9 protein-coding genes are annotated in these 12,348 nt (G+C 47.2%); all 9 read right to left on the bottom strand.

From position 1 onward, the window contains the following. Positions 1 to 41: 41 nt before the first annotated feature. Positions 42 to 575, bottom strand: coding sequence for a lipid-binding SYLF domain-containing protein (locus PPHA_RS01260; protein WP_012507081.1), 534 nt, complete (start codon positions 573 to 575; stop codon positions 42 to 44). Positions 576 to 713: 138 nt separating this feature from the next. Further along, entirely contained in the window at positions 714 to 3,095 is a 2,382-nt protein-coding gene (locus PPHA_RS01255) for a tetratricopeptide repeat protein (protein ID WP_012507080.1), read from the bottom strand. Positions 3,096 to 3,099: 4 nt separating this feature from the next. Next, complete coding sequence (locus tag PPHA_RS01250; protein WP_012507079.1) at positions 3,100 to 4,350, bottom strand: ATP-binding protein; 1,251 nt, start codon at positions 4,348 to 4,350, stop codon at positions 3,100 to 3,102. Positions 4,351 to 4,551: 201 nt separating this feature from the next. Further along, the gene (locus PPHA_RS01245) at positions 4,552 to 7,293 is read right to left on the bottom strand and encodes a BamA/TamA family outer membrane protein (protein WP_012507078.1); all 2,742 of its coding nucleotides are present in this window, start codon (positions 7,291 to 7,293) and stop codon (positions 4,552 to 4,554) included. Positions 7,294 to 7,404: 111 nt separating this feature from the next. After that, entirely contained in the window at positions 7,405 to 8,730 is a 1,326-nt protein-coding gene (locus tag PPHA_RS01240; RefSeq protein ID WP_012507077.1) for a Clp protease N-terminal domain-containing protein, read from the bottom strand. A 30-nt stretch (positions 8,731 to 8,760) separates the two neighbouring features. Then, positions 8,761 to 9,060 carry a hypothetical protein gene (locus PPHA_RS01235; protein ID WP_012507076.1) on the bottom strand — a complete coding sequence of 100 codons (300 nt, stop codon included), beginning with the start codon at positions 9,058 to 9,060 and terminating at the stop codon, positions 8,761 to 8,763. A gap of 107 nt (positions 9,061 to 9,167) precedes the next feature. Continuing rightward, positions 9,168 to 10,154: a vWA domain-containing protein gene (locus PPHA_RS01230; protein WP_223293948.1), complete on the bottom strand. Its 987-nt coding sequence runs from the start codon at positions 10,152 to 10,154 to the stop codon at positions 9,168 to 9,170. Between the two features lie 85 nt (positions 10,155 to 10,239). Then, a complete protein-coding gene (locus PPHA_RS01225) occupies positions 10,240 to 11,250 on the bottom strand; it encodes a vWA domain-containing protein (protein WP_012507074.1) in 1,011 nt (336 codons plus the stop codon). Between the two features lie 89 nt (positions 11,251 to 11,339). Continuing rightward, entirely contained in the window at positions 11,340 to 12,335 is a 996-nt protein-coding gene (locus tag PPHA_RS01220) for a sulfate ABC transporter substrate-binding protein (protein WP_012507073.1), read from the bottom strand. Positions 12,336 to 12,348: the final 13 nt, after the last annotated feature.

The following is a 12,348-nucleotide window of genomic DNA, read 5'->3' as shown; positions in this document are numbered from 1 at the left end:
ATCAGCACCGAGGCCTCTCCTGCTTGGAAAAATCAGGATGGTCAATACGACTCATAGGAAAACTTCTGCCCACCCACAGTAGCTTCAGCCATAACCCCGGCCTTTGGAAGAACAAAGACGGCTACACCATTGGAATAATCTGTGTTGGTTGCCATTCCTGTCGTAACTATGATGGCTGTAACCTGGGCATTAAGCTCATAGTTACCTTTTTTAAAATCGTCAAGATCTCCCCTGCTTTTAAAAAAAATGATTTCCGAAAAAGATTGACCACCAAGTTGCGGACCAACATTAAGCTGGGTAATTGTTGAGCGCCCAACAAGATTATTGAGTTCATAGACATATCCTTTTCCATGTCCCCCGCCCAACATGATGAATCCCCCTTTGTAAACATCAGGAAAAACAACATACCCATAGGCACTGTCAAAAAAACGGGAAAGTCCGGCATTTGCCCGGAAAGAGTCGACCGACATTCTTGCATGATCCGAGTCAGCAGGGTCCCATCCAGCAGATGCCCTGGAGCAGAAAAGTCCTGCGAACAGAAACGCAAGAGTAACAATTTTCATCATCTTCATCATTGTCGCCTTTTTTTGTTGTTTAATAAAAGCAAAGCATAGAAAACATACAATGAGATGCAAGCCGTAATGTACGATTTTCAGCGTTAAACTCCTGCAATGAACCGTAAACCAAACACGACCAGCTCCCCGAAATACCCCTCAGAGGCAGGATGCAAGAGCATGCTCATCCGTTTTTTCCCTTACGCTCCGCCGATGCTCAATCCGTTTGACGACATCTTTCGCAACTTCTTGTATCTCAACCGCACTTCTTACCTCTTCACCAGTGTATAACCGTAAAGCAACCACCAAAGGTTCAAGATGGGACTCAGCAGGAGAATCGACAAGAATGCCAAGTGCCTCTTTCGCATACCCCGATGCGGCAAGTTCCACAAACAGCTTTATAGCTCCTTCTATTGATTGCTCAACGAGACCAGGAGTCTCAACATACTTTCTTGCAAAATCAAGAGCATCATTCAGTCTCTCTGGCATCTTCAAGAACAATTTTACTAATTCAACGTACGCTTCCCACATAAGGGGAGCCCGTTCAATTGCCTGCATAAAAACAGGTTCAGCCTCCTGGTATCGTTCGAGTTGTAGAAGTAGAACTCCTTTGTTAAACAGAGCTCTTACAACCCTTTCAGAAATCTCGGCTTCATGTCGAGTTCCATACAATCCAACAAGCTCTTCATATTTGTGAATCCCTTCATCCTCACGATTTAAACTACTAAGCACAAACCCTTGGTTAAACAGGGCTTTTGCAATCCATTCTGCAATCTCGACTTCAGTCCGTTTTCTATACTTTATAACGAGTTCTTCATACGCATGAATTAGCTCATCCTTGCGATTGAGTGTCCAAAGTGCAGTCACTTTATTGAACATAGCACTTACAACCCACTCAGCTATCTCAACTTCATAACGATTACTATACGTTACAATAAGTTCTTCATACGTCTTAATCGCCTCATTCTCACGCGCCAGTTTATGAAGTATAACGCCTTTATTAAAAAGAGCACTTACAACCAATGAGCTAATCTCGACTTCCGTTCGATCTTTATATCTTTTGATGATATGATCAAAAAACTGAATTGCTGTCTCATAATCTTTATCCTTGACCAATTGACATCCCTTTTTAAACAATTCTATTACCGCTTTACGATCAACGCCTTCGTTTATATCCTTTTTCGATTCTGTTACGCTTTCAACTCTCAAGCTATTTTTCACCGTATCAGTGAGATAGGGTGACTCCAAAAAACTTTTCGGCGTAACAGCACCTATTCTCTGTAGAAGTTGGCGATCAGAAATATTTTTAACCACCTGTTCAAAAGCAGCATAATGGTCTATGCATTGCTCCGGCTGAAGAGTACCAGTCTCGTCAATCAACATCCTGACTGCTGAAACAGGATCATAGAGACTGACCATGAACTTGACTGCGGCTTTGACCCTTGCTGATGGGCCTCCACGCCTGCGCATGAGGTAATAGATATTGTAGATCCCTTCCGATATCCTGTACCATTTTGTTCTTTTACCTTTCTCCTCAAATAAAACTTTACTACGACTGACCAGCCTGTTAAGAAGCGCACTGGCAGTATTGACGTCAAGCCGTGCCACTTCGGCTACCTCTTTTGCTGTTGAAAGACTCCATAATTCAGCAAGAGCGAGATAGACTTTGCGCTCTTTGGAAGCCATAGCGTCGAGATGGCTTTTGAAATAATCGGTATGCTCATCTATCAAATCTATGAGATCATCAAGGAGTTGCTGGAATGAGCGTTTGGCCCCAAACCTCGCAATGAGGGCTATCAGACGGGCATTTCCCCCTGTCAGAATCCTTACCGGCCTGATCTGCTCTCCCGGAAGCTTCTCTCCGGCTATGAGTTCCCAAACGGTATTGCATTCCTGATCGTCAAGCGCCTTGAGTTCATGAATTTTGAACAATTCAAACATGGCGTGCGCCGGATGATCGATTTCCTCAAATCTTCCTGTTGCTGTTGCAAGCAGCATCAAACGCGGTTCGTTCATCAATGTATGACGAAGTTTCCATGCTTCCTGTTTATCTGAAAACTCTGAAAGCAGCATGTCAAGATTTTCTACCACAAGAAGAAGGCGCTTGCCGATCTTATCGGCAAAATCAAGTAACTGCCCAAGCGCTCTCTCTCCAAGACGCTGTTCATCAGGGTCACGACGGAGTTCTTGATAGGTACGCATCATTTGTGCATCTCCTGTATGCTCAGCCAGATGAAAAAGCGCCTCAAGCCAGAAGTCAGCAGCGGAAACAGCATTGTAGCTTTCTTCAGCAAATATAAGTGGATAACACGCACTCTCCAGTTCCTCATCACGCTCTACTTCAAGGGCAATCCGACGAACCAGAGTGGTCTTTCCGCTTCCTCGTGGCCCAATAACCAGCATATGCTGATTTGATGCCATGGTATTCTCCCGAATGATTCTGGTAATCATCCGAAAGTCGATCTGCCGGACAACAAAATTTTCTATCAGCTCATCACTTTCAAGAAAAGCAGGGTTGTATTTCACAAAACGTTTGACCATACTCTTATTTCTCCCTCTTGTTCACCGGAACATAAAACTCCGCATGCGCCTTTTTCCACCAGTCTTTCAAAAGATTTGATTCGTAACGATAGCCCTCCCCAATCTTCCTGAGATAACCGTCGTGCTCAAGTACTCGAAGAATTTCCTTTATCTCTTCATCGGAACCAGGCTCTTTTCTTGCATACTCACGCTGAAGCTCCCGAATTACAGGGATGGTCAACTGACCGGCAATTGCTGTTTCTGTTAAAATGGCCAGCACGAGAGGTAGTCTATCCTTACTGAAAAAAAGTTCCAACCGTTCCTGGTAATGCGTAAGCTCAGCATGTCCGCGGATGCCAAGCATCTCATGTTCGTAAAGATCGTCAACCTCATCAGCAGAAAACTGCATCTCATTTTGCCTGTCACAACGATCAAGAACGTGCGCAAAAAACAACTGGACATGGTGGGGAATACAGTAACCGAGCTTTCTGACCATTGCCTCTTCTGCCTGATTGAGGAATTCTATACCATACTGCTGAGCGAGAGCACGTAAACATCCTGTAGCCGTTTCAGCATCCCATGGACTGAGATCGTAGGGTTGATAATTATTGATCGTCGAACTCAGCCTTGCCTGCCTCAGTACCGGCTCGAAACCGATACTACCCGAAAGCATTATCCTGATCTTTCCCTGATGTTCGATACTGTTTTTCCTGAGCCACGACATGAACCTGTCGACTTCTGCTATTCTCTCTTTGGTGATGACGAAATCGTCCCCCTTCAGCATTCGGTTCACCATCAGAGGCACCTCGTCGATCATCAGCAGAACCGGACGATCAGATTTTGCAAGAATCGAAAAAAGTGCATCACCCTTCTCCATCCAGTTTCCCGAGTTCAGTCCCGCCCTCAATTTAAGAGCGATATCGCCATAACTGACTTCTTCAATTCCTCCTGATACCACACCCCACACATTGGCAAACAAACTTTTTACCCTCTTCCAGAGAGGCTCATATGGCTTTATCGAAAGACTGAGTTGAACAACTGCATCAGCAGGTTCAGAATCTTTCTGAAGATCAATGAACAGGCAGATATAGCGATCAGAAAGCCTCCGCTGCAACTCCTTCATGAGACTGGTTTTCCCCATGCGCCGCTGAGCAACAAGGGAGATATGCGCCCCTTCATCAATCTTGCGAGTCAGAATCCTGATATCATCCGCTCTTCCCCAAAACCGATCACCATCAACCCAGTTTCCCTGTGCCTGCCGCAACGTCCTTTCCATACCATCCTCCCCTCAAGATTTTCAATATCCTCACTTACCAACAGTTTTGTTGGAATATTAAAAAAACAAAACAACAAAAGCAAATCCTGCCCAACACTTTTGTTGGCAACAAAAGTGTTGGGCAGGACAGAGTAAAGATGGTGTGTAATTTAATTTTTTGTCTGAAGCCTGGTCAAGCAATAAATGGGCACAAATATAGGACTAAAAACTGAAACCCGTCCTGAGATAGATTCCGTAATCCTCCATCAGTCGGCCATCATCAAATCCCTGTGCAAAAACGATGCTTGCGGAATAGCGCGACTCAATACCGCCAAACCACAACCCTCCGCCAGCACTGGAATGCCATGCGCTGGAATCCTCTCCGTCAAGAAAAACCCTGCCGGTTTCAGCAAAAGCCAGGGGGCCATACATAATCGGAACAAGAAACTTGAAGGTACCCAGGTAGAGACGAAGTTCCGAACCGGCATAGAGTGAAGCATCTCCGGCAAAACGCTGCCGGTCATAACCCCTCAATGAGGTGGAACCACCAAGAAAAGCCGCTTCATAAAAGGGATATTCACCCCATAACTTCTCTCCGCCAAAACGAAGGGCCAGCCGTGAATAACGGGATGAAACCAGCGGGATATAGGTACGGAATTCACCACTGAGTTTTCCATATGCCTGTTCATTTCCAAAAAACTCGGGATAATAGCTCCCACTGACATCCACCATGATTCCGCTGAGAGCCGTTGTATTGCCCGCCTGACCTGCGACTGCAAGAGAACTTGCCTGCTTTCTTGGTGAAAGTGCAATGTCATCTCCGCTATCGCGTGAATCATAATGAAATCCAACCCTGAAACTGCCAGCAAAATCATGATTGATACCGGGAACCTGGGCTCTGTTCAGGTCATTGAATGAACCTGGGGTAAGAGCAAGGTCTATCCATTTTGCACCGACTCCTGCGCTCCAGTTATAATTCCTATCCATCGGATAACGCAATGAGGCACTTAAAGAGGTAACCTGGTTGAGAATTTCAAAATCATCTTCCGTGAGGCCTGTGCCATTATAGTATTTTTCGTTTCCAAGCCCGTAGAAGTTAATGATATCAATACCCGTCGTACCCGCTTCTACAAAAAGTGATGTATTCCTGAAAAGCGACCGGAAATCGCCTGTGTACTTCAGTTTATAACGAATATCCTCTCCGGTAGAAAAACCTCCGTTCAGTTGCATTCTGTAACGATAAGGGGTCGCTCTGAAGCTGTAATCTACAAGAGTGGCTCCCATCCCAAGAAATACTCCGGTATCCGAGGAATAATCAACGCTTGGACGAAAACCAATCTCTCGACCTTCATCACGCGCCATCAGATCATATTTCTCCTGATCATCAACCGGAACAGAAACCGTATGACGGTCAACCACGGTATGGTTCCCGGTGACAAATTCCGATTTCTCACCATCATCATAGAAAAAGGTCATCATCGCGGAGGTATCGGGGTCACCAGAGAGAGCTCTTATGGAATAATCTTCAAAGATATCCTGCCCCTCACCGCCAATAACCCTTACTTTCACTCCACCTTTGCAGACCGGCCCATCAACAATAACCCGGTCATCGCCTCCCTGAAGATAGAGTCTGACCTCATTTGTTTCGACAGGATGGAAGATGCGTGAATAGAAAGGCACTCCCTTTGCGGCTCCGGTATTGCCATCTCTTTTGGAAACTGCAACCTCTATACTGCCATCCGCCGTACGATGTACCTTTGCATACTCAGATTTATTGCTTGTATAGACATCCACATCTCCAGCATAAAGCAGATAGAGTTCTGCAGATGCTTTGTCAAGTAGGTCTCTTCTTGATCGAAGCTCACGTTCAAGACGAGCACCCTCCTTGTCGTACATTGCAGGCGGCATCTTCATGACGGCATCATGGATAAGCTGGTCAGTCAGTTTCTGCTTGACTTCGATGGTAACCGAATCCCACTCTGTCCTGTCAATCCCGGACAAGAGACGCCGGTCAAGAGGACGACCGGAGAAGCTTAAATTTTTGATACTCGGATAATTTTCCCCAAAATTCGTCATCCGGGGAACAACCCTGGTAATAATCCATGAAAATACTCCGTCCTGACGGGAGAAGGCATGATCCCTGTCTCGGGGAATAGGATACCATCTGGTATTGCCCTCTTTTTTATAACCGGCCCATTTCCACTGATCGGAGTGACGATCCCAGTCACCGATAAAGAGATCAAGCAATCTTGCCCTTAAATAGGATGCGCTATCAACCTGGTTGTCGTTATCTTTTTCAAGGCTGTTAAAAACGGTATACGTACCAGATATTTTATCCGATCCTTTGAAACCTGTACCTGCACCTTCACTTTCATTCGGACGTTCCTCTATTGTCCCCGCAAGACCGGAAAATTCATCATAATATTCACCAAGACGATCTTTATCGTAAGGTAAAACCGTCAATTCCGGAGCAACATTATAAATAGAAGCAGCATCAAGCAACGGGGAAACAATAACGCCCGACACAGGATTTGAAGTGGTAACCTGATCCTGTAAAACTGCAGAAATAACGGTATTCTTCAGCTTGGAGGGCATGCCGCGTGAAGGGTCTTTATCGAGAGAACGAAAACGATATTCCCTTCCATTTGCTCCCCTGAAACTCAACGTCATCGTCTGAAAACCGCCCCCTTTCTCAAACGGCACCAATCCACCAGCAAAAGAGCCCAGATCAAGAACTGGCATCTCGACAGGGGTTGTCCAGAGTGATCGCCAGTGTGCACCAAACATCAGGGTATGCAGCGCCCCTGCCTCATAATCAGCACAGGGCACAACGCTCACCCGCTGTTTCCCATCAAGCTGTTCAACAGGGATTCTTGATATTGCGGCACTTGCTGTAATCGGACTTTCCTGCGAAAAAAGTGAAAGAACAAGCAGCGATGCGACCCTTTTACGCGATAACCTCATAACAAAAATAAATTAACAGAACGAAGCCCCCAAAGAGAACTTCTTCCTGACGGTTGTAAAGAGGTTACAACGTTTTAAAAACGCAATAAATTCAAAGCCCGAAAAAGCAGGTTATTGCCCTCCAGCTTCAATTTCGCGCCTCAAGGCTTCTCGTTCAATTTCAAGACGACGGATCTCACGGTTTATCCGATCAAGCTCTTCAGGACTGCTGTCGATTTCAAGGCGGAGACGCGATGAAGCCTCGTCAATCAGATCAATAGCCTTATCGGGCAAAAAACGGTCTGCAATATAGCGGTTGGAAAGCTCGGCAGCGGCAACGATAGCCGCATCCTTGATACGTACGCCATGATGGATCTCGTATTTCTCCTTGAGTCCGCGCAAAATAGATACCGTGTCCTCAACACTCGGCTGATCGACCACCACGGTCTGGAAACGACGTTCCAAAGCAGCATCCTTTTCAATATGCTTGCGATACTCATCAAGGGTGGTGGCGCCTATACAACGCAGTTCGCCGCGAGCAAGAGCCGGTTTCAAAATATTGGCCGCATCCATTGACCCCTCCGCTGACCCGGCACCAACAAGCAGGTGAAGTTCATCAATAAAAAGAATGACCTCCCCTTCGGCAGACTGAACCTCACGGACAACCGCTTTCAGGCGCTCCTCGAACTCTCCGCGAAATTTGGCTCCAGCCACAAGCTGGGCAATATCAAGCGCGGCAATCTCTTTACTCTTGAGGTTTTCAGGTACATCACCAGCCACAATGCGTTGAGCGATTCCTTCGACAATTGCAGTCTTGCCAACCCCCGGTTCACCGATCAGTACCGGATTGTTCTTGGTACGGCGACTGAGAATCTGCAGCACTCTGCGAATCTCCTCGTCACGACCGATAACGGGATCGAGTTTCCCCTTTCGGGCCTGATCATTGAGGTTCCGCGAATATTTTTTCAGTGAATTATAGCTCTCTTCAGCGCTCTGACTGGTGACCCGCTGGGAGCCCCTGACTGTGGCAAGGACTTTGAGAATGGAGTCCCTGTTGAATCCTGCATCCCGCAACATCCGTGAAACCGGTATGCCAGCCTCACCCATGGCAATCAAAAGATGCTCGGAGCTGATGTACTCATCCTTCAGGCTTTCGGCCTCTTTAAGAGCTACATCAAAGACCTTGCCGAGATTCTGGGAGATATACTGCCCTGTAGCAGAAGCTCCCGTAACCCTCGGAATTCTTTCGATTTCGCGATCAAGCGCCAATTGCAGCGTTTCTGCCGACGCCTCCAGCTTCTGTGCTATCTGTACGGCAATACTGCTTTTATCGTCGAACATGGCATAGAGAAGATGTTCCGGCTCTATCTGTTGATGCTGACGGCTGGCAGCAAGCGTCGAAGCCGCCTGCAATGCCTCCTGGGCTTTCAGGGTAAACTTGTTTGGATCGAACTGCATGGTTTTAGCTGTTTTGCGAGACGTTCATGTTCAGGAAGAGGAACTCTCTTCAGTAGGTGGCTGCGGAATGTTTTTTATAAGGGCGCCAACCACAAGCCGCAAAATCTGGGCACCTGTAGATAACAGCTCCACACTTTTCTCCTGGATATGTCGCTGGGTATCAAGCTGATCCTTGAAGAGTTCTACACACGCCGGATCATAATCTCCTCCACTCACATAGGCATCAATCACCTCTTCAGCTTCAGCGAAAGGCAAGCTGAATACCCTCAACCCCAGCCTTGCCCTTTCAATTGAGTCAAGAACTTTCTTACCACTGTTCTGCTGCTCCATAACGTCTCTGTTTTTCGTCTGAAAATGAACCAACCCCACTTGATTATACGGAATAATGTAACATTTTTTTTCAACAAGAAAGGGGTAACGCTCTCTCGGAAGAGTTCTCAGGAACAGCTCCGCCTCTTTCCTGCAGCTCTTCCAACCATAGTTTCAGTGAGCAGTAAAAAAAGTCCTGCCGCAACAAAATAACGATAAAGCGGTTCACGCTCACCAGGCTCCATCACCCATCGGGAAGCGGAGGCAATACGGTTAATGCTTTCAGAAACCTCCTTATAAACGGCATGTTCGGCACTGCTTCGAAAATAAAACCCGGCAGCTTCACGGGCCAGCATCTGTAAGAATTCAGGTCTGAAACTGCTCATGATCACCCTGTCATGCTCATCCCGTTTGACTCCTTCCCCGGCATCATCCAACGGAATCACAACAGGCTGACGCATACCAACTCCTATCACAAACAAATGAACATTCGCTTTTTTCAACTGCTGGACTGCACTCCGAACCTCACCGGTATGATCCTCCCCATCACTCAGCAGCACCACAATCTTCTCTCCTTTTACCCCTGATGCCATTCGATCCTCCAATGTCGGTTCAAGAAGTCGTCCGGCAAGCTCAAACGCCGCACGGAAAGAGGTACCCTGCTCTTCGATCAGATCGGGTGAAGCCATGCCAAGCAGAGCATCGAAAGCATCCCGATCCGTCGTAAGGGGGCACTGAACCAGTGGACTGGCAGCAAAAAGAAGAATAGACATCCGTCCGCCAGTGACAGCACGACTGATACTTGTTATCTCCTGCTTCGCCTGCCCGAGACGGTCAGGAAGCACATCTCTTGCCCTCATACTCCGGGAAACATCAAGCATAAAAACGATATCGGCACCTTTGCGCAACACCGGTCGGCCTCCACTGCAAAACCGGGGACCCGCCAACGCAAAGAGCAGCAACGCGATACCACAAAAAATCAACAGTTTTTTTACAACCAGAACTCTCAAAGACAGGCGTCCCATCATAGCATCAATCAGCGCAGGGCCAAAAACGGCTTCGCGTGCATGAAGCTGCCTTACGACTCCATACCCCAAAATCACGGCAAGGGGCATCAAAAAAAGTAAATATCCAATATTATCTGGCCAGGCAAAACACATGAGATCACTCCTGTACGGCAACTATTTCAATATCAATACGCTACGGTATCCTGAGCAGTCGGGTATTCGACAAAACAACCTCCAGCAACAGCAGCAGAATCGCCATCGTCAAGAGCGGCAAAAACAACCCTGAACGATGCTCCATAACCGGCCCGGTAAACCGTTTTTTTTCAAGCCGATCGATAGATCTGATTGTTTGATCAAATGCTGCTGGATCCTCGACTCTGAAATACCCTCCACCAGTCGTTCGGGCAATCCCCTGCAGCGACTCTTCATCCTTCTGTATGTAACGGCCACTCTCCTCTGGCGGATCAATGCGATCTTCAACAACTTTAAAACCGGCGTTTATAACATAAATTCTGACCCCGCTCCGAGCTGCTATGCTGGCTGCCGTTCCTGGCCCAACCTCTCCAGCATTATTTTCACCATCCGTAACAAGAATAAGTACCTTGTGCAACGACTCCGACGCTTTGAGACGATTGACAGCAATAAGAATCGCCGTACCAATCGCCGTACCATCATCCTGTATCACCCCAGGAGAAAGACGGTCAAGCAGCATGGCAAGCACCTCATGATCGAGGGTCAACGGACACTGTGTATACCCCTTTCCACGAAACACCACAAGCCCAATCCGGTCATTCGAACGACGCAATACAAAATTGCGCGAAACCTCCCGCGCAGCATCAAGACGGCTTGTTCCACCAACATCTTTCTGAAGCATCGATTCCGAAATATCAAGGGCCAGTATCACATCAATACCCCGCGATTCAGCTTCACTCTGACGAAATAAAAGATGAGGCCCTGTAAGCGCAAGTACACAGAGAACAAAAGCACTCCAACGCAGCCAATGCGGCATTTCACGCAACCACAAATGGGCATCAAATCCCGAATCTTTCAGCCTTTCAACTCCCGGAAAGAGAATGGCAGGAGTTTTGCCAAGATGCTCCCGCCAAGCCCTGAACCAGGCAGCCAGAGCAAACAACGGCAAAAGCAACAGCCACGAGGGCTCTGCCAACTCAATACGCGGTATACGGGCAAACCAATCCAGCATAAAACAGCATTATCCGTTTAGCTCCATTCACAGAAATCTGTCTTTGGATATCCTGAACACTGTGAGCTCTTTTCAGCGAAAAAAATGTTTCAGGGTACGTAGATCTGATCAAAAACTCCTCCATCGCCAAAATGGGTTTTCTGGGCAATGCGCCAACTTCCAAACACCTCTTGAAGGGTAAAGAGCTTGACGGGCGAAAAATTTGCCGCATATTTTTTCCGTGCAGCAGGAATGCACGGACGATAGAAGTGTTGTGCAATAATTTCCTGGGCCCTGGAAGTGTAGAGAAAATGCAGATAAGCTTCCGCCAACTTGCGGGAACCATGTTTCATAACGTTTTTATCCACAATGGCCACTGGTGGCTCTGCAAGAATGCTGATTGATGGAGCGACGATTTCAAAGTTGTCTGCACCGTACTCTTCAAGAATATGATGAGCTTCATACTCCCAGGTCAGAAGCACATCACCAAAGCCGCGCTGCGCAAAAGTTATGGTTGAGCCACGGGCTCCGGTATCAAGCACCTGAACATTACGGTATAATGCCTTTACAAAGTCTTGTGCCTCCTCTTTTGATCCCGTCTGTTTTTGCTTGTAGCCCCATGCCGCCAGGTAGTTCCACCGTGCAGCGCCTGATGTTTTCGGGTTTGAAGTAATGACCGATACGCCAGGTTTCACCAGATCATCCCAGTTTCTGATCTGTTTCGGGTTTCCCTTCCGAACCACAAAGAGAATGGTCGATGAGTATGGAGTGCTTTTGAACGGAAACCTTTTCTGCCAGTTACATGCGAGAAGTTTACACTCGGCAATGGCATCAATATCACTGGCAAGTGCCAGCGTCACCACATCAGCCTCTTCAAGTCCGTTAATAACAGCACGGGACTGCTTTCCTGTAGCACCATGTGACTGGTTAATGATCACCGTCTGGCCGGTTTTCTTTTTCCAGTATTGTACAAACGCCGCATTTTCGGTTTTGTAAAGCTCCCGCGAAGTATCATAAGAGACATTCAGCAGCGAACAGCTTTCTCCGGGTGTCGTTGCAGCAGTGCCCGACACGGCGAAAAGGAAAAGCAGCAGCGCAAAAAACATGATTTTTTTTATC

The sequence above is a fragment of the Pelodictyon phaeoclathratiforme BU-1 genome, assembly GCF_000020645.1.
GTDB lineage: Bacteria > Bacteroidota > Chlorobiia > Chlorobiales > Chlorobiaceae > Chlorobium > Chlorobium phaeoclathratiforme.
The sequence above is the reverse complement of the archived record's forward strand: the minus strand, read 5'-3'. Positions and strand labels throughout refer to the sequence as shown.